Source organism: Nonomuraea sp. NPDC049750 (assembly GCF_040659625.1).
Lineage (GTDB): Bacteria > Actinomycetota > Actinomycetes > Streptosporangiales > Streptosporangiaceae > Nonomuraea.
Genome location: NZ_JBFANB010000020.1, coordinates 106,011 through 130,960, shown reverse-complemented (window position 1 = coordinate 130,960; position 24,950 = coordinate 106,011). Strand labels below are relative to the sequence as shown.

The 24,950-nt window shown below is 69.9% G+C and carries 28 protein-coding genes and 1 pseudogene; 16 read left to right on the top strand and 13 right to left on the bottom strand.

Translation table 11 applies throughout. The features are described from left to right. Positions 1-118 precede the first annotated feature (118 nt). From AB0J16_RS39320 to AB0J16_RS39300, 5 genes and pseudogenes are all read left to right on the top strand, one after another. Entirely contained in the window at positions 119-1,066 is a 948-nt protein-coding gene (locus tag AB0J16_RS39320) for an ATP-binding cassette domain-containing protein (RefSeq protein ID WP_358549638.1), read from the top strand. Then, a complete protein-coding gene (locus tag AB0J16_RS39315) occupies positions 1,063-1,872 on the top strand; it encodes an ABC transporter permease (RefSeq protein WP_358549635.1) in 810 nt (269 codons plus the stop codon). The genes AB0J16_RS39320 and AB0J16_RS39315 overlap by 4 nt, the downstream gene beginning before the upstream one ends. A gap of 50 nt (positions 1,873-1,922) precedes the next feature. Continuing rightward, positions 1,923-2,450 carry a hypothetical protein gene (locus AB0J16_RS39310; RefSeq protein ID WP_358549632.1) on the top strand — a complete coding sequence of 176 codons (528 nt, stop codon included), beginning with the start codon at positions 1,923-1,925 and terminating at the stop codon, positions 2,448-2,450. Positions 2,451-3,109: 659 nt separating this feature from the next. Further along, positions 3,110-3,460 (top strand): annotated as a pseudogene (locus AB0J16_RS39305) (hypothetical protein); the annotation flags it as partial. Between the two features lie 166 nt (positions 3,461-3,626). After that, a complete protein-coding gene (locus AB0J16_RS39300) occupies positions 3,627-3,767 on the top strand; it encodes a hypothetical protein (RefSeq protein WP_358549791.1) in 141 nt (46 codons plus the stop codon). Positions 3,768-3,823: 56 nt separating this feature from the next. On the opposite strand, the gene AB0J16_RS39295 is transcribed toward AB0J16_RS39300, so the two are convergent. From AB0J16_RS39295 to AB0J16_RS39280, 4 genes are all read right to left on the bottom strand, one after another. Beyond that, entirely contained in the window at positions 3,824-5,179 is a 1,356-nt protein-coding gene (locus AB0J16_RS39295; RefSeq protein ID WP_358549629.1) for a serine hydrolase domain-containing protein, read from the bottom strand. 18 nt (positions 5,180-5,197) lie between these two features. After that, entirely contained in the window at positions 5,198-6,421 is a 1,224-nt protein-coding gene (locus AB0J16_RS39290) for a hypothetical protein (RefSeq protein WP_358549626.1), read from the bottom strand. After that, positions 6,379-6,615 (bottom strand): hypothetical protein, encoded by a 237-nt coding sequence (locus AB0J16_RS39285; RefSeq protein WP_358549623.1) that lies wholly within the window; start codon positions 6,613-6,615, stop codon positions 6,379-6,381. Before AB0J16_RS39285 ends, AB0J16_RS39290 begins: the two co-directional genes overlap by 43 nt. A gap of 150 nt (positions 6,616-6,765) precedes the next feature. Then, positions 6,766-7,128 carry a hypothetical protein gene (locus AB0J16_RS39280; RefSeq protein WP_358549620.1) on the bottom strand — a complete coding sequence of 121 codons (363 nt, stop codon included), beginning with the start codon at positions 7,126-7,128 and terminating at the stop codon, positions 6,766-6,768. Between the two features lie 247 nt (positions 7,129-7,375). Here AB0J16_RS39280 and AB0J16_RS39275 point away from each other — a divergent pair, with 247 nt between their 5' ends. The 5 genes from AB0J16_RS39275 (at position 7,376) to AB0J16_RS39255 (ending at position 12,858) form a co-directional block, all read left to right on the top strand. Beyond that, a complete protein-coding gene (locus AB0J16_RS39275) occupies positions 7,376-7,582 on the top strand; it encodes a hypothetical protein (RefSeq protein WP_358549617.1) in 207 nt (68 codons plus the stop codon). A gap of 189 nt (positions 7,583-7,771) precedes the next feature. Then, complete coding sequence (locus tag AB0J16_RS39270; protein ID WP_358549614.1) at positions 7,772-8,272, top strand: hypothetical protein; 501 nt, start codon at positions 7,772-7,774, stop codon at positions 8,270-8,272. Positions 8,273-8,797: 525 nt separating this feature from the next. Beyond that, positions 8,798-9,166, top strand: a complete 369-nt coding sequence (locus AB0J16_RS39265) for a hypothetical protein (protein WP_358549611.1) — start codon at positions 8,798-8,800, stop codon at positions 9,164-9,166. A 164-nt stretch (positions 9,167-9,330) separates the two neighbouring features. Beyond that, entirely contained in the window at positions 9,331-11,511 is a 2,181-nt protein-coding gene (locus AB0J16_RS39260; protein ID WP_358549610.1) for an ATP-dependent RecD-like DNA helicase, read from the top strand. A 165-nt stretch (positions 11,512-11,676) separates the two neighbouring features. Continuing rightward, entirely contained in the window at positions 11,677-12,858 is a 1,182-nt protein-coding gene (locus AB0J16_RS39255; protein ID WP_358549607.1) for an Ig-like domain-containing protein, read from the top strand. A 184-nt stretch (positions 12,859-13,042) separates the two neighbouring features. Here the strand turns inward: AB0J16_RS39255 and AB0J16_RS39250 are convergent, their stop codons facing one another. Then, positions 13,043-13,390, bottom strand: coding sequence for a hypothetical protein (locus AB0J16_RS39250; RefSeq protein WP_358549604.1), 348 nt, complete (start codon positions 13,388-13,390; stop codon positions 13,043-13,045). Positions 13,391-13,640: 250 nt separating this feature from the next. Here AB0J16_RS39250 and AB0J16_RS39245 point away from each other — a divergent pair, with 250 nt between their 5' ends. Beyond that, the gene (locus AB0J16_RS39245; RefSeq protein ID WP_358549601.1) at positions 13,641-14,564 is read left to right on the top strand and encodes a TauD/TfdA family dioxygenase; all 924 of its coding nucleotides are present in this window, start codon (positions 13,641-13,643) and stop codon (positions 14,562-14,564) included. 21 nt (positions 14,565-14,585) lie between these two features. On the opposite strand, the gene AB0J16_RS39240 is transcribed toward AB0J16_RS39245, so the two are convergent. Further along, positions 14,586-15,797: a cytochrome P450 gene (locus AB0J16_RS39240; RefSeq protein ID WP_358549598.1), complete on the bottom strand. Its 1,212-nt coding sequence runs from the start codon at positions 15,795-15,797 to the stop codon at positions 14,586-14,588. 70 nt (positions 15,798-15,867) lie between these two features. Then, positions 15,868-16,773 (bottom strand): radical SAM protein, encoded by a 906-nt coding sequence (locus AB0J16_RS39235; protein ID WP_358549595.1) that lies wholly within the window; start codon positions 16,771-16,773, stop codon positions 15,868-15,870. A gap of 246 nt (positions 16,774-17,019) precedes the next feature. On the opposite strand from AB0J16_RS39235, the gene AB0J16_RS39230 reads away from it, so the two are divergent. The 3 genes from AB0J16_RS39230 (at position 17,020) to AB0J16_RS39220 (ending at position 18,307) form a co-directional block, all read left to right on the top strand. After that, entirely contained in the window at positions 17,020-17,343 is a 324-nt protein-coding gene (locus AB0J16_RS39230) for an SMR family transporter (protein WP_358549592.1), read from the top strand. Between the two features lie 119 nt (positions 17,344-17,462). Then, positions 17,463-18,017, top strand: coding sequence for a GNAT family protein (locus tag AB0J16_RS39225; RefSeq protein WP_358549589.1), 555 nt, complete (start codon positions 17,463-17,465; stop codon positions 18,015-18,017). Next, the gene (locus AB0J16_RS39220) at positions 18,005-18,307 is read left to right on the top strand and encodes a DUF952 domain-containing protein (protein ID WP_358549586.1); all 303 of its coding nucleotides are present in this window, start codon (positions 18,005-18,007) and stop codon (positions 18,305-18,307) included. The genes AB0J16_RS39225 and AB0J16_RS39220 overlap by 13 nt, the downstream gene beginning before the upstream one ends. A gap of 164 nt (positions 18,308-18,471) precedes the next feature. Here the strand turns inward: AB0J16_RS39220 and AB0J16_RS39215 are convergent, their stop codons facing one another. Further along, complete coding sequence (locus tag AB0J16_RS39215) at positions 18,472-18,621, bottom strand: hypothetical protein (protein WP_358549583.1); 150 nt, start codon at positions 18,619-18,621, stop codon at positions 18,472-18,474. A 297-nt stretch (positions 18,622-18,918) separates the two neighbouring features. Beyond that, positions 18,919-19,461, bottom strand: a complete 543-nt coding sequence (locus tag AB0J16_RS39210) for a TetR/AcrR family transcriptional regulator (protein ID WP_358549580.1) — start codon at positions 19,459-19,461, stop codon at positions 18,919-18,921. Positions 19,462-19,548: 87 nt separating this feature from the next. On the opposite strand from AB0J16_RS39210, the gene AB0J16_RS39205 reads away from it, so the two are divergent. After that, positions 19,549-20,295 (top strand): enoyl-CoA hydratase/isomerase family protein, encoded by a 747-nt coding sequence (locus AB0J16_RS39205; protein ID WP_358549577.1) that lies wholly within the window; start codon positions 19,549-19,551, stop codon positions 20,293-20,295. A gap of 65 nt (positions 20,296-20,360) precedes the next feature. Then, positions 20,361-21,245 carry an NmrA/HSCARG family protein gene (locus tag AB0J16_RS39200; RefSeq protein WP_358549574.1) on the top strand — a complete coding sequence of 295 codons (885 nt, stop codon included), beginning with the start codon at positions 20,361-20,363 and terminating at the stop codon, positions 21,243-21,245. Positions 21,246-21,483: 238 nt separating this feature from the next. On the opposite strand, the gene AB0J16_RS39195 is transcribed toward AB0J16_RS39200, so the two are convergent. From AB0J16_RS39195 to AB0J16_RS39180, 4 genes are all read right to left on the bottom strand, one after another. Next, complete coding sequence (locus AB0J16_RS39195) at positions 21,484-21,882, bottom strand: helix-turn-helix domain-containing protein (protein WP_358549572.1); 399 nt, start codon at positions 21,880-21,882, stop codon at positions 21,484-21,486. A 537-nt stretch (positions 21,883-22,419) separates the two neighbouring features. After that, on the bottom strand, positions 22,420-23,256 hold the full coding sequence (locus AB0J16_RS39190; protein WP_358549569.1) for an ABC transporter permease: 837 nt from the start codon (positions 23,254-23,256) through the stop codon (positions 22,420-22,422). After that, positions 23,256-24,014, bottom strand: a complete 759-nt coding sequence (locus tag AB0J16_RS39185; RefSeq protein WP_358549566.1) for an ABC transporter permease — start codon at positions 24,012-24,014, stop codon at positions 23,256-23,258. The genes AB0J16_RS39190 and AB0J16_RS39185 overlap by 1 nt, the downstream gene beginning before the upstream one ends. Continuing rightward, positions 24,014-24,946 (bottom strand): ATP-binding cassette domain-containing protein, encoded by a 933-nt coding sequence (locus tag AB0J16_RS39180; protein ID WP_358549563.1) that lies wholly within the window; start codon positions 24,944-24,946, stop codon positions 24,014-24,016. The genes AB0J16_RS39185 and AB0J16_RS39180 overlap by 1 nt, the downstream gene beginning before the upstream one ends. Between the last annotated feature and the right edge of the window lie 4 nt (positions 24,947-24,950).

Genomic DNA, 24,950 nt, shown 5'->3' with positions numbered 1-24,950 from the left:
ACCTGGCAGGGTGACCTGGCAGGGCGCAGCTCACCCGTGCTCGACCTGGCAGAGGCGCGGGCCGGCGTGACAGCGATCTGTGCGAGCTCTGCCAGCGCCGCCGCCCACGATGGCGCTCATGAACGCATTCGAAGCCGAAGGGCTGGTCAAACGCTTCGGCACGACCACCGCCCTGGCCGGCATCAACCTATCGGCCCGCCGGGGCACCGTCCTGGGCGTGCTGGGCCCCAACGGCGCCGGCAAGACCACCGCCGTACGGATCCTGGCCACCCTGCTGCGCCCTGACGCCGGCCACGCCCGCGTCAGCGGCGTCGACGTCGTGCGCCACCCCGCCCGCGTACGCCGCATGATCGGCCTGACCGGCCAGTACGCCTCGGTGGATGAGGACCTGACCGGCACCGAGAACCTGGTGCTCATCGGCCGGCTGCTCGACCTGCGCGGCCCCGACGCCAAAGCCAGGGCCGCCCAGCTGCTGAGCGACTTCGGCCTGGCCGAGGCCGCCGACCGCCGCGCCGCCACCTACTCCGGCGGCATGCGCCGCCGCCTGGACCTGGCCGCCAGTCTGGTCGGCCGGCCTGACGTGATCTTCCTGGACGAGCCGACGACCGGCCTGGACCCCGCCAAGCGCGAGGACGTCTGGAACATCATCCGCCGCCTGGTCACCGACGGCGTCACCGTCCTGCTGACCACCCAATACCTGGAGGAGGCCGACGCCCTGGCCGACGACATCTCCGTCATCGACCACGGCAAGGTCATCGCGCACGGCACCCCGGCCGAGCTCAAACGTGTCGTCGGTGGCCAGACCGTGCTGGTGCGGCCCGCCGACCACACCAGGCTGCGCGAGAGCGCCGAGATCATCTCGGCCGTCGCCGGCCGCCCCGCCGAATCACCCGGCCGCGACGTGAGCACCGTGCCCGTCGAGGGCGACGCCGCCTTCACCGAGATCGTGGCCCGCCTCGACGCCGCCGGCATCGCGGTCACCGAACTGTCGCTGCGCCTGCCGAGCCTGGACGAGGTCTTCTTCACTCTGACCGGTCACCACGCCGGCAAGGAGGACGCGGCATGACCCTCACCGCCGAACGCACCGCCGCCCCCGCCCGCCTGGACCCGCGCCCTTTCGGCCTGGTCCGCCACAGCCTCGCGCTGGCCGGGCGCAGCGTCGTCAAGACCCTGCGCACCCCCGAACAGCTCATCGACGTCACCCTGCAGCCGATCGTCTTCCTCATCGTCTACGTGTTCCTGCTCGGCGGCGCCGTGTCCGGCTCGACCGAGGACTACCTGCAGTTCCTGCTGCCCGCGATCATGGTGCAGACGGTCATGTTCGGCGGGATGGCCACCGGCGTCAGCCTCAACACCGACATCAAGAAGGGCGTCTTCGACCGCTTCCGCAGCCTGCCGATCGCCCGCTCGGCGCCGCTGATCGGCTCGGTCCTGGGCGACCTGATCCGCTATGTGGTGGCGATCGTGGTGCTGATGGGCGCCGGGGCCGCGCTGGGGTTCAGAATCCACACCGGGCTGGTGGCGACGCTGGCCGCCTGCCTGCTGACGGTCTTCTTCTCCTTCTGCCTGAGCTGGGCGTTCGTGCTGCTGGGCGTACTGATGCGCGAGCCCGGCGGGGTGCAGGGCACCTCGTTCCTGGTGCTGTTCCCGCTGACGTTCGGCACCAGCATGATCACCCCCAAGGACACGCTGCCCGGCTGGTTGCGGGCCTGGCTGGAGGTGAACCCGGTCAACCACGCCATGGAGGCCTCGCGGGCGCTGATGCTCGGCGGCCCGGCTGCCGCCTCGGTGGTCTGGACGCTCGCGTCGGGGCTGGTGTTCCTGGCGATCTTCGCGCCCCTGGCCGTCGCGGCCTACCGCCGCCGCGCCTGAGCCACCCGCTGTCCGGCCGTCCCCGGCCGCTATGTGGGCGCGGCCGGAACGTGCACCCGCGTCCCCGGCCGCTGCCCGCCGCGCTGAGCGGGCCGCTTCGATGCCCCCGGCCGCTACGGTGGCGCGGCCGGGGCGTGTACCAGGCTGAGCGCGGCGGGCCGGTCCAGGCTCCGGCCCGCCGCGTAGGCGGCGTCGTAGCCGTCGCCGAGCTCGGCGCGCAGCCGCGCGGACAGGGGGCCACCTCGGGGTTGAACGCGTCGGGCGCGCCACGCAACTGCCCGGTCGCCGCCGGATCGCCCACCGCCAGCGCCAGATGCGCCCGGCCGATCATCACCAGCGCCCGGAACTGCGGCGCGATCGCCGAGGCGTACTCCAGCGTGGCGGCCGACCGCTCGTACTCGCGCGCGGCCGTCGCCAGATCGCCCTCCAGCCACGCCAGGTCACCGAGCCCGCAGTGGGCGAACGCGGCGTTGCGCGGCGAGTGGTCGCGGTGCGGCTGCTCGGTCATCTCGCGCAGTTGGGCACGCGCCTGCTCCACCTGTCCCTTGCGCATGCCGATGGTGGCCTGCCACACCTGATGCCCGGGGTCGAGGTCGGGGTTGAGCTGCCGCACCAACTCCGTGGCCTCCAGGATCGAGGCGAGCGCGTCGTCGAAGTCTCGCGTGCGCCTCGCCCAGCGACATCAGCGCCATCGACGGCCCCCACCGCTCACCCACCGCCCGCAGCTGCGCGGCGGCGGCGATGAGGTCCTGGCGCGAGCCGCGCATGTCGCCGTCGTTCTCCTTCATGGCGGCCCTGACCGTCAGGAGCATCCCGCCCCCGAATCGGCGCCCAGCTCCTCGGCCAGAGCGCGCCGGAAGTCCTCCTAGGCGGCCAGCGCCTCGGCCCGGCGGCGTGCAGCGCCTTGAGGCGGGTGGCGTGCAGCCGCTCGCGCAGAGGATGACGTGCCGCCAGCTCCCCGAGCGCCGCCGACAGCCCGCCCAACTCGCTGTCCGCTGTGCCTTGAGTGGATTCGCTCGATCGCGCGGGTGGCCGCCGAACGCTCGGGCGGGCCTGGTCAGTGCGATGCCGGGTGGCGCATGGAAGGTCTGATCGTCCTGGCGGTGCTCATCGCCTACGAGTTGAGCGCCCGATAGCGCGCCCGCCGCGAACGGCAGGACACGCCCAGCCCGGCCGCGCCGCCGGCCACCGCGGCTGTGACGGCCGCGGCCCCGCCCGCCGGCGGAAAGGCGGCGACATGATCTGCCTGGCGGGCCCGCGCGCCCTTGCCCTGCTTCCCGCGGGACGGCTGTGGCCACTGCTCGCCCTGGCCGGTGGGCTGCTGACCACGGTGCTGACCCTGCCGGAGGGAACCGGACTGCTATCCGGCGGCACTGTGTCGGCGGCCCTCGCGCTGACCTCGCCAGTGGCCCTGGCCGCCCTGGGCGGGGTGTGGGCTGAGCGCGCGGGCGTGGTCAACATCGGTCTTGAGGCAATGATGATCCTCGGCACCTGGGGCGCGGCCTTTGGAGCCCTGCGGTGGGGGGCCGTCGCCGGTCTCGTCCTGGGCGCCGCCTGCGGCGCGCTCGGCGGCCTCCTGCACGCGCTCACGACGGTCACCCTCGGCGTGGATCACATCGTCGCCGGCGTGGCCATCAACCTCCTGGCCCGAGAGTGTCCAAGTACCTGTCCTCGATCGCGTTGCCCTGGGCACCGGGACGGTCGACTTCGCCGCCGTCTTCGGTGCCCTGCGCGAGATCGGCTACGACGGGGTGATGACCTTCGAGAGCTTCTCTTCGCGGGTGGTCTCCCCTGGACTGTCCAGCACGCTGGCCGTTTGGCGCGACACCTGGGACGACCCGGATGCGACGGCGGCGTCGGCGCGGCGCTTCATCGCCTCCTCGCTCGCCGGGTGAGGAGACTGAGTTGACGACGACGGCGCCTGGCCGCCTGCGTGCCGCGCCGACAACGGTCAGGCGTGCCAGTCCGTCACGCCGCCCGGGACGGGCGCCTGCGGCTCGTACGGCTCGCGGGTGAAGATGAAGGTGTTGAGGTCGAGGTGATCGGCGCCGACCCGCAGCGTCTCACCGGCGTAGTAGCCATCCAGCCCCAGCCAGGTCCCGTCGTCCTGCGGCACGAACCGGGAAGCCCGGCCGGCCCCGCCCACCGGCGTCAGCGCCAGGCCGCCGTCGGGCAGCAGCCGCAGCGCGTACGGCTTGGGACCCCAGTGCCACAACCCGGTCAGCGCCAGCAGGGCGGGGTCGGCGGCGGCGGGCCGCCACTGCTCGGGCAGGCGAGGCTCGTGTTCGTCGAGGATGTCCAGCAGGTCGGTGGGCAGGCTGTAGCTGAGGCCGCTGGTGGTGTTGGCCAGGAACAGCACCCCCACCTGGTCGGCCGGGTCGGCCCACACGGTGGCCAGGAAGCCGGGCATGGACCCGGTGTGACCGGCCAGGCGGCGTCCGGCGTGCCGGGTCAGCTGCAGGCCGAGCCCGTAGCCGGAGGTCCAGGCGTCGCCGTCGTCGACGGTGGCGGGCTCGCGCATCTCGGCCAGCGTGGCGGGGGACAGGACGCCGCCGGTGTCCCCGGCCACGAACGCCGCCCAGCGGGCCAGGTCGGCGGTCGTGGACCACAGCTGACCGGCGGGCCCCATGGCGGCGTGGTCGTGTTCGGGTTCGGCCAGCACCACCTCGGCCCACGGGTGGACGGCGTAGCCGGTGGCGTGCGGGGCGCGCGGCCGCTCGGTGGTGGCCGACAGGCCGAGCGGCTGCAGGACCTCCTGCTGTACGGCGCGCAGCCAGGGCATGCCGCGCAGCCGGGCGACCAGCTCGCCGAGCAGGCCGTAGCCGATGTTGGAGTAGTGGAAGCGGCGGCCGGGCCGGTGCTTGACGTGCTGCGGCCCGAGTAGGGCGAGCAGGTCGCCGGCCGGCAGGCCGGGGGTGCGTTCCCACCAGGCGGTGGGCGGTTCGGCGGTCAGGCCGGCGGTGTGGGAGAGCAGCTGGGCGATGCTCATTTCGCCCAAGCTCACCTCGCCGAACGAGGTGCCGGGCAGGTGTTTGGCCAGGGGGTCGAGCAGGTCGAGGCGGCCTTCGTCACGCAGCCGCATGACCACGACGGCCACCATGCTCTTGGTGATCGAGCCGAGCCGGTATTGGGTGTCGGCGGTGGGGGCCGCCCCGGCGCCGGGGCCGGTGAAGCCGCGAGCGCCGAACCAGGCCAGCCTCCCCTCCCGTACGATCGCGGCCGTCAGCGACGGCACCCTGCACTCGGCCTGTTCGACGGCCAGCCTGCGCAGCAGCGCCCGCGCCGTCGTCTCACCCACCTGACTCATGGGCGCCAAGCCTAGTGCTCAGATGGGCAGCAGTTCCGGCCCGATCAGCTCGCCCTGGTGCGGCTGCGGGTGGGCCTGGTCGTGGTAGTAGTGGCCGGCGTACCAGACGACGACGTTGGTGGCGTCGATGCTCTCGCTGTTGAGGAAGCGCCCGATGGCGGCCCGGTCGCGCGGGCCGGGGTTGCCGTCGTCGAGCTCGGCCGCGTGGTGGCGCAGGAACCACAGGTCGGAGACCCCGTAGGCGTCGGCGGTGTCGTCGAAGGGCCCGGGGTGGATCTGGTAGCCGCGCCCTGAGGACTTCTCGCGTACCTGCCAGTAGCGGCCGGGGGCGCGGCGGCGAGTGGTCTCGCGGACGATCGGCACCGGCTCGGGACTGATCGGCCCCTGGTCGATCTGCTCGACGACGTCATTGGCCGAGCCTTCGATGTCGAAGTCGAAGCGCCAGTAGGCGTGGTGGCGGTGCACCATGCAGGTCATCGGGTTGGCGGTGGCGGCGAAGCCGAAGCGGGGCCTGATGGTGCCGTCGTCGCCGAGCCGCCAGTCGCTGGCGTAGCGGTACCAGCCGGCCTGCAGCTCGCTGACGATGCGCAGCTCGTCGCCGTCGTGGTGGAAGGCCACGCCCTGGAAGCCGCCGGAGTCGGTGTCGGGCCGTTCCAGGATGGTACGCGGCGGGCTGTCGCACAGCCGCCAGCCCCAGCCGACCGGATCGGTGCCGGTGGCCGAGAAGCGGGTCTCGGAGGAGGCGTCGTCGCGGAAGGTGGTGCCTTGTTCGTACTCGACGTTCAGGACGGGTACGTGCGCCTGGCGCAGCACCAACCGGCCCCGGTAGCGCACCTCGCGCAACTCCACGCCCGATCCGGCGCCGGGGTTCTGCGGGGCCGAGGCGCGCGGCCGCACGACCAGCAGGTTCCACAGCTCGCGGGCCCCCCGCAGGAGGCGTACCCGCACCTGGTCGGGACCGCCGTGGTCGGCCAGGGGGGTGAGGCCTTCGGGCACGGTGTGCTCGCAGTCGTGGTGCATGCGCACGTCGATGCCCGCCGGCGTCCAGTCGACGGTGCGGGCGGCGGTGTCGACGGCGACGATGCGGTGGCGTACCCCGGTGGGCTCGCCGGGGGTGTAGATGCCCAGGCTGGGGCGGCGCACGGTGGTGCCGTCGGGGTTGTCCAGGTCGGCCAGGGGCGGCATGGGCCGGTAGACGATCACGTTGTCGCCCGCCGGGAAGTGCGGGTCGGCGCGCAGCACGTCGGCGGCCGCGAGCAGTTCCTCGTGGCTGGGCGGCGGCCGGTGGGCGCTGGGCCGGTGATCAGCCGATCGGCGTCGGCGACCTCCAGCGCGGACAGGACGCCGGGGTGGGCGGCCACGGCCTGGCGCAGTTGCCCGGCGCTCAGCCCGGCGCGGGGGACCGCTTCGAGGGTGAGGCGTACATCGTCGCTCATGCATGGCTTCCTACAGGGCGGCGGGCGGGGCTGGAAGGCCCAGATGTTCTCACGGGCGCCCGGTGGAAGGCGCCCCCCGCATACGTACGCACGGGCGGGCATGAGAACGGCCCCGGTCGGCGAGCGACCAGGGCCGGATGCTGCGGTAGGTCAGTCGGCGCAGATGGCGAAGACGCTGATGCCGACGTCGCTGTAGCCGATCTGGCGGCCGAGGACGATCCAGCCGCGCCCGTCATCGGTGGGGAAGGAGCCGACGAGGATCGCCCCGTTGCCGCGGGCCTCGCCGCCGCCGCCCAGGACCTTCTTGGCGCCGGGGCAGTAGAGGGTACGGCGCTGGAAGTTGGGCACGTTCGCGTTCGGCAGCGTCACCAGCTGGTATCCGGGCGGCAGCGCGGAGGCGTGGTGGGCCTGGACCGCGGGTGCGGTGGTGGCGTTGGCCGCGGTGACGACGGTGGCTGTGGCCACGCACGCACCGGTGAGGAGGACGGCCAGGGCGAGGGACTTCTTGTGCATCGCTCTCCTTGAGTTGTTCCCCGGATCACCCCGCCGCGGCGGGCGGGCAGCACGAACCCGCGCTCGAAGTGGGGTGATCCGGGGAGCCAGGGCCTACACGAAGAGTATCCATACCACTACCGTGAGTGTCGATGGGCAATCATGTTCGAGACACGGACCCACATACATGCAGCCATATGCCTGCATGTCGGCGATGGCCTGATGTTACGCTCAAAAGTGATCACTCCTCTGCGAAAGAAGGCCGCCCATGAGTGACACACAGTTCCCGCTCACGCTGCGCGTCACCGTCAGCGGAGCGACCCCGGACGAGATCCGCCAGAAGGCCAGAGCCCGGGCCCTGGACTTCTTCGGCCCCGACTCCGAACTGGACGTCATCAGCGCGGAAGCCGAGTGCGACCCCGAGCACGGCATCGGCTACCAGGCGGTCGTCGTCTTCCGGCGCGTCGCCTTATAGAAGGCGGCCCAGACGCGCATCGACGGTCAAGCCACCGCCAACGGCGATAGCAGCGGAATAAATAATATCGGCATCGAGGTCACCGGCCGTCGTCCGACATCCCCAGCGCTCCCGCAAGAAATACACATCAAATGTTTCATGTTCCGGAAAAAGGGCCCGGCCGCCGCTCGATAAATCTTGGCGCACGTCTTGACTATTGCCGAGCGCGCCATGTCACGATGGGAGGGCAAGCGAGAGACACACAATGGGGGTGGTCTCGTGCTCAAAGAAATATTCGTTACCGGGGCCCTGGTGGCGACCGCCATCGTCCCTTCCGCGGCCGCACTGGCCCAGCCTGACAAGACCCGCGCTCTCGGCGGCCACGCCGCATCCACCTCGCTCACCCACTGCACTTCGACAAGCTCCGGCAAGCCGTGCAAATGGCTGGAGGGAAAGCACAAGAAGTGCCTGTGGTGCAAGTCGAAGAAGGGCGGATACACGCGTAGTTACTGCGAGGACAAGAGCTCGGGATCTTCAGGAAACACGGGCTCGCCAGGAAAGGCGCCGGAGAAACCGAAGCAAGAGGGAATTCTCTGCAAGGGAGACCTCGACGAGACCGGCACCTCCTGCACGAGGTGCGTCAACCTCAAGACCGGAAAGATATTCTCCAGCACCTGCAAGGGGGAAAAGGCCGGAGACGCGGCTCCCTAGTTCAAGTCGCGCATAGGATCCCTGGGCATAGGCGTCGCGACGCGCGGCCCCTATGCCCGCACGGGCACGAGGATCATGAAGGCCATCGCTCGGCAAGCTTACCCGCGGCGCGCTGTTCGAGCCGGCCGCGTTCGAGCCCGACCGGGCGGGGGAGCAGTGGGGCGAGGCATTTCAGAACCGTCTTGCCCGGGGACTTCCTCCGCTCGGCCGCGCCCAGCCCGGGCACGTCAGGCGCGGTCGTGTCCCTCACCCGCCCTATCACGACAGGACCCTCGTCGCGCCTGCGGACGGCAAGGAACGCTACGAGCCGGCAAGTGGAGGGCCAGCATCTCGCGTGATCCCGCTGACGCCAGCGCTTTTGACCGCGCGATGCATGACGGGTCGGGTTCGGAGACGGAGGACGTGGTCACGTGCCGATGAAAGATCGCCGGCTCAGCGGCTCGGGCGTCCCCGACGACGTGACACAGTTCTGATCCGGACGTTCGAGCGGTTCGAGAAAGCGCTGCTGATCAATAGGATGAGCGGATGTCCTGGACGCTCGAAACCCCGAACGGCGAGTCTTTGGACGTCAACGCGTGGAACTGGCGGCCGACTCTGGAGCTGCTAGAGAAGTCCGGCACTCTGGACGCCGACACGACCGAGCTGCTGCATGACAACATCGACGTGGAACTGACCGGCGAGCAGGCCCAGCGGATCGCCATCTTCTTGGAGACCTACCTGGCGAACATCCCCGCCGGCGGACGGGTCCTGCTCGACGGATCGAACACCACGGAACCCGACTCGTTCGAATTCCACCGCGACGACCTCGACCGCAACTATTCCGCGACAGTTGTGTGGCTGACCTGCTTCCGCGACTTCTGCCGCACCGCGACAGACGGCTTCACCGCCGGCTGAACCGATCAGGCCCTCCACCCGCCCCGATCTCACGGTGAGGTTGACCCCCTTCCGGCAGGTGACAGCGGCCGGGTGTCGCGGTGATGAAGATCTGCCCTAGTCTCGTCGATGTGGGGAGGCCCGAAGGAAGTCCGGACGTGGACGCCAAAAATGTTGGCACCAGTTTGAACGCAGTACTTGAACGCTTCACCTACGGCCCCAACGAGGAGACCGGCTACTCGATCGCGCGGGTGGCCACCGAACGCTCGGGCGCCGAACTGCTGACCGTGGTGGGACCGCTGCTGGGCGCGCAGGTGGGGGAGTCACTGCGGCTGAGCGGCCGCTGGACCTCCCACCCCAAGTACGGCAAGCAGTTCGAGGTGTGGTCCTACACCACCGTGCTGCCGGCCACCATCCAGGGCATCCGCCGCTACCTGGGCTCCGGCCTGATCAAGGGCATCGGCCCGAAGATGGCAGAGCGGATCGTCGACCACTTCGGCACCGACACCCTCGAGGTGATCGAGCAGGCCCCCGAGCGGCTGGTCGAGGTGCCGGGCCTGGGCCCCAAGCGGACCAAGCTGATCGCCGCCGCCTGGGAGGAACAGAAGATCATCAAAGAGGTGATGATCTTCCTGCAGGGTGTCGGCGTGTCCACCTCGATCGCCGTGCGCATCTTCAAGCAGTACGGCGAGAGCTCCATCTCCGTCGTCAAGAGCCGCCCGTACCAGCTGGCCGACGACGTGTGGGGCATCGGCTTCAAGACCGCCGACACCATCGCCCAGGCGGTCGGCATCCCGCACGACAGCCCCGAGCGCGTCAAGGCCGGGCTGCGCTACACGCTGTCCCAGGCGGCCGACGACGGCCACTGCTACCTGCCCGCCCCCAACCTCGTCGGCGACGCCGTCAAGATCCTGGAGGTGCCCGCCGACCTGGTCGCCGGCTGCCTGGAAGAGCTGGTCGCCGAGGAAGGCGTGGTACGCGAGCAGATCCCGGCCGGCGACAACATCGTGCCGGCGGTCTACCTGGTGCCCTTCCACCGGGCCGAGCTGTCGCTGGCCTCGGCGCTGCTGTCGTTGCTACGCGGCGGCCATGACCGGCTGGCCGCCTTCGCCGGCGTCGACTGGGAGCGGGCCGAGCAGTGGCTGCGCGGCCAGACCGGCGCCGACCTGGCCGCCGAGCAGCGCCAGGCCGTACGGCTGGCGCTGACGGAGAAGGTCGCGGTGCTGACCGGCGGGCCGGGCTGCGGCAAGAGCTTCACCGTGCGCTCCATCGTGACGCTGGCCCGCGCCAAACGGGCCAAGGTGATCCTGGCCGCGCCCACGGGCCGGGCCGCGAAAAGGCTCGCCGAGCTGACCGGCCATGAGGCGACCACCGTTCACCGCCTGCTGCAGCTGCGGCCCGGCGGGGATGCCACCTTCGACCGCGACAACCCCCTGGACGCCGACCTGGTCGTCGTCGACGAGGCCTCCATGCTCGACCTGCTGCTGGCCAACAAGCTCGTCAAGGCGGTCGCGCCCGGCACGCACCTGTTGTTCGTGGGGGATGTGGACCAGCTGCCCTCGGTCGGCGCGGGTGAGGTGCTGAAGGACCTGCTGGCCGCCCAGGACATCCCCCGCGTACGGCTGACGCAGATCTTCCGCCAGGCGCAGGAGTCGGGCGTGGTGGTCAACGCCCACCGCGTCAACACCGGCCTGCACCCCAAGCTGGAGGGCATGACGGACTTCTTCCTGTTCCCGTGCGAGGAGCCGGAGGAGATCGCGGCGCTGACGGTCGACGTGGTGGCCCGGCGCATCCCGCGCAAGTTCGGCCTCAACGCCCGCCGCGACGTACAGGTGCTGGCCCCCATGCACCGCGGCGCCGCCGGAGCCGGCGCGCTCAACATCGCGCTGCAGGAGGCCCTGACCCCCTCGCGCGAGGACCTGCCAGAACGCCGCTACGGCGGGCGCGTCTTCCGCGTCGGCGACAAGGTCACCCAGCTGCGCAACAACTACGAAAAAGGCGCGGCCGGGGTGTTCAACGGCACCGTCGGCATCGTCGTCGACATCCGCCCCGACGAGCAGAAGCTGATCGTCGCCACCGATGAGGACGAGCAGGTCGACTACGCCTTCGACGAGCTGGACGAGCTGGCCCACGCCTACGCCGTCTCCATCCACCGCTCCCAGGGCAGCGAGTACCCCGCCGTGGTCATCCCCCTGGCCACCAGCGCCTGGATGATGCTGCAGCGCAACCTGCTCTACACCGCGATCACCCGCGCCAAGCGGCTGGTCGTCATCGTCGGGTCCCGGCGCGCGCTGGCGCAGGCCGTACGGACCAAGGGGGCCGGGCGGCGCCACACCAGCCTGACCCACCGCCTGGCCCAGCACTGAGCTGAGGGTTTCGCCTCATTACTCCTGTTGCGCCCGGCTGACCTGGGGTTCCCAGCAACAAGTGATTTAAATGTTACCGAACTATCCCAAACTCCTCCGCGTCTTACATGCAGGAGCATTAAGGTCTTTGACATTGAGTTTGCTGTTATGGGGGAGAGGACTGACTTGAACGTCAAGCCCGGTTGGAGGACGCCCGTCACGGGCATGGCCCTGCTCGCGGCCGCGGCACTGACCGCGTCCTGCTCGAGCGCTCCCCCCGCTCCGGGCAACGCCGACGCGGCCAAGGCGACCACCTCCGCCACCCCGGAAGCGCCGACGATCAAGATCTCACCCGCCGAAGGCAGCTCGAAGATCAGCCCCGACAAGAAGATCGTCGTGACCGCCGCCGGCGGCACCCTGGAAGAGGTCACGGCCGAAGGCGGCGGCAAGAGCGTCGAGGGCACCTTCAACGCCGACAAGACCAAATGGGTCTCCAAGGGCACCCTGCTGCCCTCCAGCTCCTACAACGTCAGCGCCAAGGCCGGCGTCACCAGCGCCGCCAGCACGTTCAAGACGCTCAAGCCCGAGCGCGAACTGCAGGTCATCGACGTCACACCCAGCGCCAAGGGGGAGACGGTCGGCGTGGGGGCGCCGATCATCGTCACCTTCAACCAGCCTGTCAGCGAGAAGGCCACCGTCGAACGCGCCCTGGAGGTCGAGGCGCAAAAGCCCGTCGACGGCGCCTGGCGCTGGATCAACGACACCACCGTCATCTACCGCACCGCCAAGTACTGGCCCGCCCACCAGAAGGTCACCTTCAACGCCCGCCTCACCGGCGTCAAGGGCGGCAAGGGCATGTACGGCGTCAAGGACTCCGCCACCACCTTGAAGATCGGCGCCCGCGTGATCAGCAAGGTCGACACCAAGAAGCACATGATGTACGTCTACCGCGACGGCAAGCGCGTGCAGACGATGCGCATCAGCGCCGGCATGGCCACCACCCGCGAGTACACCACCACCTCCGGCGTCCACCTGACCATGGAGCGCGGCAACCCGGTCCGCATGATCTCGCCCGGCCGCAAGAAGGGCGACCCCGGCTACTACGACGTCATGATCAACCACGCCGTGCGGATCTCCAACTCCGGCGAGTACGTCCACGCCAAGGACAACGTCTGGGCCCAGGGCCGCTCCAACGTCAGCCACGGCTGCATCAACTCCCGCCCCGACCAGGCCCTGTGGTTCTACAATCACTTCCAGCGCGGCGACGTCGTCGACATCAAGGGCACCACCCGCGACCTGGAATGGAACAACGGCTGGGGCTTCTGGCAGCTGCCCTTCTCCAAGTGGAAGAAGGGCAGCGCCCTGTAGGCCCCGCAATCGGCGGCGCTCCCTTGAGCCGGCACCAAGCGCAGTTGCTCGACAGCTCAGCCGGCCTCGAGGCCGCCGAGAGGGGCCCGTCGGCTCCCCAGATCGGGGAGAAGAATCGTGCTCTCCTGCTCACGCGGATTGGTGCGGGCTAGGACGACCTCGGCGGGCTGGCTGTTACTGAGGTTCACGGGCATGTGCGGCGTACTGGCGGGGATTTGACGTGCTCCTCGTCCTGAAGGGGCGGGGATTCCCGTGCTGCTTTCGCAGCAGTCCATGCCGCGTAAGCAGCACGAGCTGTGGAACGGGATGCTTGACGCTTCATCGACCCGCCATACCAGGCGCCTACAGCGCCCTTGATGACATAGATCGCGGTCTCGTGATGGTCGTGTTTATGAGCCCGGCAGCTGCCCGAGGCAGGGATGGTCTGCAGGTGCATGCAGATATTGCGCGCGCCCACGGTCTCGGCGTCGATACCGGCGAAGAACTGCAGGTGCTGCTTGCCCTCGTACATCAAAGCCGAACGAATGACCAAGGGGCCGCCACCGCCGACTCGGCAGCCTCCCACCGCTGCTCGCGCAAGGCCGCGCCGGGGCAGTGGCGTCCACGCTCAGTCCGGACGGCCCACCCGCCACCTACGCCGCGCGGGCGCTGGGCAAGCCCCGTTCGCGGTGTCCTTCCGCTGTGGGTGAAGCGATTGCGCCGTGGGCGATGAGGGGGTGCCACGCAACAGCAAGGACGACAGGGTGAGTCCAAGACCCACGACGAGCGAAGAGGTGGCCACCATGGCGATCGCACAAGTACTGGGACCCGGCCAATGGCTGGCGGCGGAGATCCGCGACAGCGACCCATGGAGGGTCGCGCTCAACGAGGAGCATCGGCACGAGGTGCTCGGCGCCGTACGGGCGGTGGAGGCGGCCGGCCCGGCGCCGCAGGAGATCACCCCGGACGGCTTCCCGCTGCCGACGCTCGGACCACTCCTGCGGCGAGTGCGTCAGGAGATCGTGGACGGTCACGGGTTCGCCCTGCTCCAAGGGATACCCGTCGGCCAGATGAGCGAGCGGCAGCGCGAGATCGCCGGACTCGGCCTCGGCAGCCACATCGGCCCGATCGTCTCACAAGGACCCGGCCCGGTCCCGCTGGTGCACGTACGAGACACCGGCGCCGACCCCTCCCAGCCACGCACCCGCAGCTACCAGCACAACGGGCGGCTCGGCTACCACAGCGACCCCACCGACGTCGTCGCCCTGCTGTGCGTGCGGCCGGCCAAGTCAGGCGGCCTCAGCGTCATCGTCAGCTCCGTAGCGGTGCACAACGAGGTCGTCCGGACCCGCCCCGACCTGGCCGAGGTGCTCTACCAGCCGTGGTGGCACGACCGGCGCACCGGCGAGGGCCCCGACAGCTTCTACACCAAACCACTGTGCACCCTGGGCCAGGACGGCAGGGTGTCGTTCGCCTACGGGCCCGACTACCTGCGCTCGGCCCAGCGCGGCGCCTGCGTGCCGCCCTTCACTCCGGCCCAGCGCGAAGCGATGGACCTGCTCGACCGGCTGACCGACGACCCCCGCTTCGTGCTCACCATGGACCTGCGGGAGGGCGACATGCAGTTCCTCAACAACCACGTCGTCCTGCACGGCCGCACCGCCTACGAAGACCACCCCGAACCGCAGCGCCGCCACCTCATCCGCCTGTGGTTCACCACCGGCTGAGAGGCCGAAGCAGGCCGAGCCTCACCAGGTGACCCACACGTCCTGCAGCCCCCCGGACAACAACCCCGTACGCAACCGCAGATCACCGGGAGCGTCCCGCAGACCCAGCCCGGGCAGCCGCCTGGCCAGCGTGCCGAGCACGACCTGAAGCTCCATCCGGGCCAGCGGCTGACCCAGGCAGAAGTGCGGCCCCGCGCCGAACGCCAGATGCTGGCCCGCGTTGTCACGGCGCGCGTCGAAGAGGTCGGGATCGGCGAACTTACGCGGATCACGGTTGGCCGCGGGCCGGCACGGGATCAGCGTCGTACCCGCGCTGACCCGCACCCCGCCGAAGTCGGCCTCCTCGGTCGCCACCCGCGGCATGCCCACCACGCTGAGCGTGCTGTCCAGCCGCAGGACCTCCTCGACCGTGCCCGGGATCAGCTCCGGGTCCTCCACCACCGCCGCGTAACGCCCCGGCTCCGACAGCAGCATCGCCACCATGATGGCGATCATGTTCGAGGTCGTCTCATGCCCGGCCAGCAGCAGCGCCTGCACGGTCGCGATCAGCTCCTCATGGCTGAGCCGCCCGTCCTGGCTGTCGGAGATCTGCGTCAGCTCGCTGAGCATGTCATCGCCCGGCGCCGCACGCTTGTCAGCCACCAGGTCCGACACATACGCGCCGAACTCCTCATACGCCTTCTCCACCTCCGACTGCTCGTAGCGGGTCAGCGTCAGCATCACCTGAGACCAGTACGCGAACTTGTCCTGATCCTCACTCGGCGCCCCCACCAGAGCGCAGATGACCCGCACCGGCAGCGGCAGGCCCAGCTCGCGCGACAGGTTCGCCGCAGACCCGCCGGCCAGCATGCCGTCCACCAGCTCATCGGCCATCCGCTGCACCCGCGGGCGCCACGCCTCGATCTTGCGGATGGTGAACGAGGGGGTCAGCAGCCGCCGCCATCGCCGATGCCCGGCCCCGGCGATCATGCTCCCGCTCGCCATGCCGCGGGCGAAGATCCCGCCGTCGGCGGTCGTGGACACCCGCGCGGCGTCGGCGCCACCACGGCTGAAGCGCGGGTCGGTCAGCAGCGTGCGCACATCGTCGTAGCGGGTCACCAGCTCGGCGGTGTCGCCGCTGGGCAGCTGTACGTGCGCCACGGGGCACCCGCTCTGCAGCTCGGCCCACTCGCGCGGCGGCTGCAGGGCCTCGGTCCGGTCGAAGGGGTAACGGGAGACGGGTTCGGCGGTCATGGCGGCGCCCTTCTGCTCGCTGATAGGACACCCAAGATTCTAAGGCGACAGCCTTAAACCTTGACAGTAGTCAGACCAGCGCCAGTTGCGGGAACCGCGGCTCACGCTCCGGCGGCTCCGGCGGCCCCGACCGCATACCGTAGACCCGGCACAACTGCCCGATCTGCCCCGTGATCCGCTCCTCGTAATCGGCCGCCGGCAACCCCGCCCCGTCGTACAACTCCTCATAACGCTCCACCAGATGCGGATGCGCCTCACCCAGCCACTCCAGATACCACTGCCGCGTCCCCGGCGGCAGCCGCAACACCACCGGCTCCACCACCCTGGCCCCCGTGGCCGCGATCCGGCGCACGGTCGCCGACAACTGATCGGCCCCATCACTGAGCAACGGCAGCACCGGAGCCATCAGCACCCGGCACGACACCCCCGCCTCCACCAGCGCCGACACCAACTCCAGCCGCGCCTGCGCACCCACCGCGCCCGGCTCCACCCCACGCCGGATCCGCTCGTCGACGAACGCGATCGAGACCGCCACCTGCGCCCCCGCCCGCGCCAGCACCGCGGCATCCCGCAACACCAGCGGACTCTTGGTGTAGACGGTGAACGGCACCGCCGCCTCACCCAGCGCCTCCACGATGCCCGGCATCAGCCGATAAGTCGCCTCCGCCTGCTGGTAACAGTCACCACTGACCCCCACCGCCAGCGCCTCACCACCCCACCGCGCCAGCTCCGCCCGCAACCGCGTCACCGCATTGGGCTTGACCACGATCCGCGTGTCGAAATCCCGCCCCGCGTCCAACCCCAGCCGCCGATGACCCGCACGGGCACCACAGCCACGGCAGGCATGGGCACAGCCACGATAGGGGGAGACGGACCACCGCTGAGCGATCCCCGCACTCCGCGGCACCCGCTCGATCATCGTGCGGGCCTGCGTCTCATAGAAGCCGTCACGCAACACCGCCCGCCGCTCGATCATCGGACGATCATCTGCGGCCTCAACAAGCGAAAGCGCGTCCCAACCCACGGCCCCAGTGGAACACGCATTCGACTCCCTTTTCAAGCGCTTCCGCCTCACCGGCCACCCACCGATCGGGGGTTCGACACACGCCGCCCCGGTCAGCACACTCGTCTTCATGGCCCCGGCGGTGACCGGCAGTGGCTCCAGCACTACCCACGATCACACCGAGGCCATCTCAATGCCGCTCACGGGGAGGGATTCACCATGGCCTGGTTGTTGCTCGCGATCGCCATCGCCGCCGAGGTCATCGCGACCACCGCGCTCAAACTCAGCAACGGCCTGTCCCACCTCGGCTGGGCCGCCATCGTCGCCATCGGCTACCTCATCTCCTTCGTCCTGCTCGCCCGCGCCCTGAAAATGCAGCTCGAAGTCGGCACCGCCTACGCCGTCTGGTCCGGCACCGGCACCGCCGCCATCGCCCTCATCGGCGCCGCCTTCCTGGGGGAGACCCTCACCCCGCTCAAGATCGGCGGCATCCTGCTCATCATCGGCGGCGTCATCGTCCTCAACCTCGCCGGCGCCCACTGACCCCTGGCACACTGAACGCTCCTCGCCCGCCACCGCCCGCCCTGTTGTCCGCCCGCCCGCCTGCCTGCCCCGGCGAAAACGCCTCGCGCCCCCAAAGACGGATTATCTACACTGCCCCCGTGCTCAAACCCCACTACCCGATCCTCACCGACCGCCTCCTGCTGCGCCCCTTCACCCCTGACGACCTCCACGCGCTGCACGCCTACGAATCCCGGCCCGACGTCGCCCGCTACCTCTACTGGGAACCCCGCGACCTCGAGACCGTACGCACCTTCCTCGAAAAGAAGATCACCCGCGTCGCCCTCCTCAACGAAGGAGACGCCATCGACATCGCCATCACCCTGCGCGACACCGGCCAGCTCATCGGCAACGGCGTCCTGATCTGGACCAGCGAACAACACCGCCAAGGCGAGATCGGCTACATCCTGCACCCCGACCACCACCGCCGCGGCTACGCCCCCGAAGTCGGCCGCGAACTGCTCCGCCTCGGCTTCGAAGGACTCGGCCTGCACCGCATCGTCGGCCGCCTCGACGCCCGCAACACCGCCTCCGGCCGCGTCCTGGAAAAACTCGGCCTGCGCCGCGAAGCCCACCTCATCGACAACGAGCACGTCAAAGGCGAATGGTCCTCCGAGGTCATCTATGCCATGCTCGACTCCGAATGGACACCATAGACATCCTCCACCTCGCCCTGGCCGCCGACTGGGCCGACGCCCAGCCGGCGGGGGAGTACCGCATCTCCACCCTCGGCCGCACCCTCGACCAAGAGGGCTTCATCCACTGCAGCCGAGACCTCGACCAGCTCCACGGCGTACACACCGCCTTCTACGGCCACGTCACCCAGCCGCTGCTCATCCTGCAGATCGACCCCGCCGGACTCGACATCCGCCTCGAAAACGGCTTCCCCCACCTGTACGGCCCACTCCCGCTCACCTCGGTCACCGCCGTACACCCCTACGCCTGACCATTCGGCGCTCAGAGCTCGCCGACGAGACGACCGCGATCGGCCGTACACCAAGCGCCCTGCCCGCCTGCACCACGGCGTGGCTGCCCCTGCCGTGGCCCCGGAGACGAGCGCGGACCGCTCCCCGCACCATCGCGGCCATCGTCAGGTCAGGAAGTTGACCCTCAGCGCAGCGCCCAGCCGAAACCGTCGCCTGGCCGGATCTCCCGGATCGTGGCCTCGGCGCTGCACAAGGCGGAGGTCACCTGGTCGGTGCGCATCTGCTCCCGGTTGAGCTTCGAGACCACCCAGCGCATCTGCGCACTGGTCGGCATTGATGATGCCAGCCGCGCGAGAGCCGAGGCGGCCGGCGACCGCCAGGAGCCCGCCAGCGAGACGGCTGCCGAGGACTTCTACGTGCTGGCGTTCATCAAGTCCGCGCCGGGCAACGTGAGCCTGGAGTCGATGATGACCGAGATTCGCAAGCTGGCGGCAGCCCGGGCGATCGAACTGCCGCCCGGGATGTTCGCCGACGTGGCGCCCAAGGTGCTGGAATTCTCGCTCTTGTTCGCCCTGCCGCTAACCCCGCCGGACTCGCGCGCTCCTCAACGCTCTGACTCCGCACCCGTCGCTCACGGGCGCGGAGTCAGACCGTGGAAGATCAGGTCGAGCAGGGCGGCCGCCTGCCCCGCCGCGTCCGGTTCCGTCTCGGTGACCAGTGCGATGGCGTTCACCAGCTTGAACAGCTGCTCGACCGGTACGCCCGTCCGGACGTCGCCCGCTTCCTGTGCCCGCGCCAGCAGCGCCCGCGCCGCCCCGAACACCGCCGCGCGGCACGACGAGCCGTCCTCACCGAGCGCTGCCAGCAGCGATGCGGCCAGCCCGCGCTCCGTACTGCCCTGCGCGATCACTGCGCCCAGCCACTCTTTTAGCGCCGCGCCCGGCGACGGCGCGGACATCAGGTCTCCGGCCCGGCGGCACAGGGCGTCGATGTGGTCGCGGAAGACCGCCTCCAGCAGCGCCTGCCGGGTGGGGAAGTGGCGGTAGAGCGTGGCGTTGCCGACTCCCGCCCGCTGTGCGATGTCGTCCAGCGGCGCATTGGCCCCTAGCTCGGCGAAGGCGGCCCGAGCACAGGCCACCAGCCGGTCGTAGTTGCGCCGGGCGTCGGCCCGCATCGTCGCCTCCCGGGTTTGCCTAAGTGGGGACTATCCCCGTATCGTACCCGAACAGAAACCGGGGAGACTCCCCGGTTAGGAGGTGTCATGAACTCCCAACCACCGAAGTACGCCGCCCGGCACGCCGAGCATTTCGCGATGGAGCGCCGGGACGGAGTGCTCCTGCTGCGCACGCACACCGGCGGCGGCCCGGCTGTCATGTCACTCGCGCTGCACCACGCGTGGGGCGAGGTGCTGCACGAAGCGGGCGCAGACCTGGACAACGAGGTGCTGATCCTCACCGGCACTGGCGGCGCGTGGACCGGCGGGCTCGACCCCGCCCTGCGCGAGCGGCCGCCGGCGCAGCGGGGCGAGGACCGCTACGACCTCTACCGCGACGGCATCGCGCTGCTACGCAGCCTCGTCTTCTCCGTGGACGTGCCGACGATCGGCGCGCTCAACGGGCCCGGCTACCACCAGGAGCTGGCCCTTGCCTGCGACCTGACGCTGTGCACCCCCGGCACCGTGTTCGACGACACCCACTTCCGCTCCGGCGCCGTACCCGGCGATGGCCAGCACCTGGTCTACCAGGAACTGCTCGGCCTCAAGCGGACCGCGCGGATGCTCTACACCGGCGCAGGCGTCGGCGCCGCCGAGGCGCTGGAGCTGGGCTTGGTCAACGAGGTCGTGCCAGACGAGCGACTGCAGCCGCGCGCCTGGGAGCTGGCCGCCGAGATCATGGCCGCGCCGCGCGCCACCCGCCGGCTCACCCACGCCATCATCCAGCGCCCCTGGCAGCGCCGCCTGGTCGACGATCTGGCCTTCGGCCGTACCCACCACCTGCTCAACACCTGACCCCATTTCGACCCACCACCTGCCCGACACCTGACCTGTTCTCGACCCCCGCCATCGGAGGAAACATGATCACCGTTCTCGTGACCGGCGCCACCGGCACCCAGGGCAGCGCCACGGCCCGCGGCCTGCTGGCCGCCGGGCAGCGGGTCCGCGCTCTCGTCCGCGACCCCGGCACCCCTGCCGCGCGGGCGCTTGCCGCCGCCGGCGCCGAGTTGGTCCGCGGCGACATGGGCGACAGCGCCTCGCTCGACGCGGCCACCCGCGGCGTCGACGGCGTCTTCAGCGTCCAGCCCACCCTCGGCTACCCCGGCACGCCGCCCGGCTTCACCATCGACGACGAGCTCCGCTATGGCCGCAACGTCGCCGATGCCGCTGCGGCGGCCGGCGTCCGCAGCTTCGTGTACGCCTCCGTCGGCGCGGCCGACGCCTCGCACGGCATCGCGCGCTGGCAGACCAAGGACACCCTGGAGCGGTACGCCCGCGACCTGGGCCTGCCCATGACCGCGCTGCGGCCAGTCCGTTTCATGGAGAACCAGGTTCATCCGCAGACGGGCGTGCGCGACGGCGTCCTGGCCGACGTCGTCCTGCCGGACGTGCCGGTCCAGCTCATCGCGGCCACCGACATCGGCGCGTTCGCCACGCTGGCCTTCACCCGTCCGGCCGAATACGCTGGCCGGACGATCGAACTGGCCGGCGACGAGCTGACCATGCCGCAGATCGCCCGAGCCATGGAGCAGGCGCTGCGGCAGCCCATCGCCTACCGGCATATCCCGCGCGAGGCACTGGCCGGCCGCGACGCCGACGCCGTGGCCGGCTACGACTTCGCCAACCACGGCGGCGGCTGGCACGCCGACATCGACGCGCTACGCAAGGAGCACCCGGGCCTGATGGACTTCGCCACCTGGCTCGACCGCGAGAGCGCCGCTGCCTTCACGACGGCCCGCGCCTGACGGCCGCAAGGCCGCACAACCACGCGGAACCTGGCGTCGCCCCGCCTGCGCGTCGCTGACCGGGTCCAGTCAGAGCGGGTAGTTGCTATGCCGGATGTACAGGTCGGGAAGTTGTAGGACTGGGACGATATCCACGAGCTGCTGGCCAGTCCTGCGACCGGCCGGAACATCGCGGTCCCGTCTCAGCCGCCCGAGGGTGGGGTTTCGCCGTTGCTGCCGTCTGACGCCCTTCCAGGGCTCAGACGTGGAGGTTTCGGTAGATGGTTGCGCGGCCGATGCCGAGCCGGTCCGCGATCTGCTGGACGGTGTACTTGCGTTTTCCGTCCCAGCCCTCCTTGCGTATCCGGTCGACGCTGCATCCGGTGTGGTTCATCCGCAGCGTCACGAATTGTTGGCTGATCGGGCTTGTGCCGTGGGCGGTCTTGTCGCTGATGAGGACGTGCGGATTGCTGGTGTGCGGCCAGGTGGCGCGGCGGTGACGGAGCCAGTGGCGTAGAGCTCGATGGCTGAGGTCGCCGAGTCGCTGGCGGCGGCCGGCGAGGGCTATTCGCCGGTTGGCCAGGTCTAGGTCGTCGAGCGTCAGGCCTCGGATGGCGCACCTCACCAAGCTCGCCACCGCTCTGTCGAGCGACCACACCGTCTACGTGCCCGACCGGCGCGGACGCGGGCTGAGCGGCCCCACGGAACCGCCTTCAGCCTCATGAGAGAGGTCGAAGAACTACAGGCGCTCATCGCGGCGACCGGCGCATCCCAGATCTTCGGCCTGAGCTCAGGCGCGCTCGTCGTCCTGCGCACAGCCCTGGTCACGCCCGCCCTCGACCGCGTCGCCCTGTACGAACCCCCGCTGTCGATGGGCAGCTCACCTCCTCGGCGGCGCGAAAAGCGCGGCGTACTTCGACATCACCCTTCGCAAGCTGGCCGAGGTACTCCCGCACGGGCGACGCATCACCCTGCCGGGAACCGGGCATTCAGGGCCGGAAGACGACGGAGCCCCGCTCGTCGTGGCCCAGGCGCAGCGGGAGTTCTTCAGCGCATGCTAACGGGTCCGGCATCGGGGCTCGCGGGGCGTTGAATCCGCGGCGAGCAGCAGCGACTCGTCGACCAACGCGATCAGCACGCAGAAGACCTGCTCCCCGGCGCCCCCGCCCGCACCTCGGCACGGCCGGCCGGCCGGCTACGCACACAACACCCGCTGAATCCGCCCCGCCGCGAACCACAACCCCGCCACCGCCATCACCACCAGATAACCCGCATGCCCCAGCAACCCCCACTGCGGCACACCCGAGGCCAGACCCCGCACCAACTCCACCGCGTGATACAGCGGCGTCACCCGCACCACCACCTCCAACACCCCCGGATAATCCGCCACAGGGGAGAAGGTGCCGGAAAACAGGAACAACGAGAACTGCGCCGCCGTCATCAGATCGAAATCCTGCCAGCCACGCAGCACCGTCGACACCGCCATCCCCAGCGCGCCGAACGACACCCCCACCAGCATCGTCGCCGGAAACGCCGCCAACGCCCACACCGGCTCGGCCAGCCCCAGCACCACCATCACCACCAGGAACAACGCCGTGTAAACACAACTGCGCACCATCGCCCAGGTCAACTCACCCAACGCCACCTCGATCGGCCGCACCGGCGTCGCCAAAACCGCCTCGAACGTCTTCGTATAACGCATCTTGAAGAAGAAGTTGAACGTCGTCTCCGACAACGCCCCATTCATCGCCGAGACCGCCAGCATCGCCGGCGCCACGAACACCGCGTAGGACACCACCCGGCCATCACCCAGCGGAATCCGCCCCACCAGCGCACCCACACCCACACCGATCGACAGCAGATACAGCAGCGGCTCGAAGAACCCCGACACCAGCACCAGCCAGTACGAGGCACCCGAACGCAACGCGCCCACATTGCGGCCCACCACCGCACCCACCCGGCCCGCCGAAACACGCCCCGCCCAAACCCGGCCGGACACCAGCCGCCGGGCCACCGCCAACGTCACCATCATCAGTCCTGAAGTCGCTTACGGAACGCGTAACCCGCCCACCACAGCCCGCCCACCGCGAACACCACCAAACACCCGGCATGCGCCCACAGCGGCCACGGGGGAGCGGCCCCCGACGTCGCCGCCCGCGCCAGCTCCACCCCATGCCACAACGGCGACGCATAAGCCACCGGCCGCACCAGCGCCGGCAACTGCTCCACCGGGAAGAACACCCCCGCGAACAACGTCGAGGGCAACATCACGAACCGAAACAGCAACGCGAAATAACTCTCATGATCAATCGTCGCCGAGAACGCCGTCACCGGCGCCGCCACGGCCACCGCCAGCAACGCCGCCACCAGCGGCGTCAACACCACCCACGGCGAGGACAACGCCCCGAACGCCCCCACCACCAGCAGGAACGCCACCACCGCGATCTCAACCCTGAACACGATGTACAGCAGCCAGCCACCGACCATGTCCCACACCGACACCCGCGTCGCGAACATCGCATGCGCCCCGCGATTCCACCGGAACTCCCCGAACACCGCATACGTACACTCGCCGACCGCCATCTGAAACGCCGTCGACGCCAGCACCCCCGGCACGATCCACTCCACGTACGGCACGCCGCCCACCTCACCGACGTAACCGCCCACCCCCAGCCCGATACTGGCCAGGAACAGCACCGGCAACACGAACGACGAGAACAACGACGCCCGCCACAACCGCTTGTACAGCGTCAGATGCCGCTCCAGCACCGCCACCGTCGGATGCGCCATCACTCCACCAACGTCCGGCCCGTCAGATGCAGGAACACATCCTCCAGCGACGAACGGCGCACCAGCACACTGGAGGGCACCAGCCCACGCCGATGCACCTCCGACACCGCCGCGTCACCGTCCTTGGCGTAGACCAAGATCCGATCCGGCAGCACATCCACCCGATCACCGATCCCGGCCAGCGGCGCCACGAAATCCGCCAGCTCCTGCCCGCCGAAGCGCACCTCCACCACCTCAGGCGAGGAATGGGCCTCGATCAGCGAACGCGGCGACCCCTCGGCCACGATCCGCCCGCCGTCCATCACCACCAGCCGATCGCACAACTGCTCGGCCTCATCCATGTAGTGCGTGGTCAGCACCAGCGTCACACCCCGCTGCTTCAACCGGAACAACCGCTCCCACAGCAGATGACGCGCCTGCGGATCCAGCCCCGTCGTCGGCTCGTCCAGCAGCACCAGATCCGGCTCGTTGACCATCGCCCGCGCGATCGTCAACCGCCGCTTCATCCCGCCCGACAGCGGCTCCACCCGGCTCGAGGCCCGATCACTCAGCTGCGCGAACTCCAGCAGCTCCTCCGCCCGCGCCCGCGCCTCCGCCCGCGACAACCCGAAATAACGGGCGTACGTCGTCAAATTCTCGCGAACCGTCAGATCAGGATCCAAGTTATCCAGCTGCGGGCAGACACCCAGCCGCCCCCGAATCCGCGGCCCCTCCCGCACCGGATCCAGCCCGAAGATCCGCAACTCACCCGCCGACGGCATCGACACGCAACTGATCATCCGCATCGTCGACGACTTACCCGCCCCATTGGGACCCAGGAAACCAAACGCCTCACCAGGCGCCACGTCGATATCGATCCCGTCGACCGCGACGAAATCCCCGAACCGCTTCACCAGCCCACGCGCGCGGACCAGCGACTGCTCACCAGACACGAGC

Bases quoted from the DNA above. Each gene is read 5' to 3' on its own strand.
- AB0J16_RS39320 (WP_358549638.1), top strand. From the start codon at position 119: ATGAACGCATTCGAAGCCGAAGGGCTGGTCAAACGCTTCGGCACGACC.
- AB0J16_RS39315 (WP_358549635.1), top strand. From the start codon at position 1,063: ATGACCCTCACCGCCGAACGCACCGCCGCCCCCGCCCGCCTGGACCCG.
- AB0J16_RS39300 (WP_358549791.1), top strand. From the start codon at position 3,627: ATGACCTTCGAGAGCTTCTCTTCGCGGGTGGTCTCCCCTGGACTGTCC.
- AB0J16_RS39295 (WP_358549629.1), bottom strand. From the start codon at position 5,179: ATGAGTCAGGTGGGTGAGACGACGGCGCGGGCGCTGCTGCGCAGGCTG.
- AB0J16_RS39285 (WP_358549623.1), bottom strand. From the start codon at position 6,615: ATGAGCGACGATGTACGCCTCACCCTCGAAGCGGTCCCCCGCGCCGGG.
- AB0J16_RS39280 (WP_358549620.1), bottom strand. From the start codon at position 7,128: ATGCACAAGAAGTCCCTCGCCCTGGCCGTCCTCCTCACCGGTGCGTGC.
- AB0J16_RS39275 (WP_358549617.1), top strand. From the start codon at position 7,376: ATGAGTGACACACAGTTCCCGCTCACGCTGCGCGTCACCGTCAGCGGA.
- AB0J16_RS39265 (WP_358549611.1), top strand. From the start codon at position 8,798: ATGTCCTGGACGCTCGAAACCCCGAACGGCGAGTCTTTGGACGTCAAC.
- AB0J16_RS39245 (WP_358549601.1), top strand. From the start codon at position 13,641: ATGGCGATCGCACAAGTACTGGGACCCGGCCAATGGCTGGCGGCGGAG.
- AB0J16_RS39240 (WP_358549598.1), bottom strand. From the start codon at position 15,797: ATGACCGCCGAACCCGTCTCCCGTTACCCCTTCGACCGGACCGAGGCC.
- AB0J16_RS39235 (WP_358549595.1), bottom strand. From the start codon at position 16,773: ATGATCGAGCGGCGGGCGGTGTTGCGTGACGGCTTCTATGAGACGCAG.
- AB0J16_RS39230 (WP_358549592.1), top strand. From the start codon at position 17,020: ATGGCCTGGTTGTTGCTCGCGATCGCCATCGCCGCCGAGGTCATCGCG.
- AB0J16_RS39220 (WP_358549586.1), top strand. From the start codon at position 18,005: ATGGACACCATAGACATCCTCCACCTCGCCCTGGCCGCCGACTGGGCC.
- AB0J16_RS39215 (WP_358549583.1), bottom strand. From the start codon at position 18,621: ATGCCGACCAGTGCGCAGATGCGCTGGGTGGTCTCGAAGCTCAACCGG.
- AB0J16_RS39210 (WP_358549580.1), bottom strand. From the start codon at position 19,461: ATGCGGGCCGACGCCCGGCGCAACTACGACCGGCTGGTGGCCTGTGCT.
- AB0J16_RS39205 (WP_358549577.1), top strand. From the start codon at position 19,549: ATGAACTCCCAACCACCGAAGTACGCCGCCCGGCACGCCGAGCATTTC.
- AB0J16_RS39200 (WP_358549574.1), top strand. From the start codon at position 20,361: ATGATCACCGTTCTCGTGACCGGCGCCACCGGCACCCAGGGCAGCGCC.
- AB0J16_RS39190 (WP_358549569.1), bottom strand. From the start codon at position 23,256: ATGATGGTGACGTTGGCGGTGGCCCGGCGGCTGGTGTCCGGCCGGGTT.
- AB0J16_RS39185 (WP_358549566.1), bottom strand. From the start codon at position 24,014: ATGGCGCATCCGACGGTGGCGGTGCTGGAGCGGCATCTGACGCTGTAC.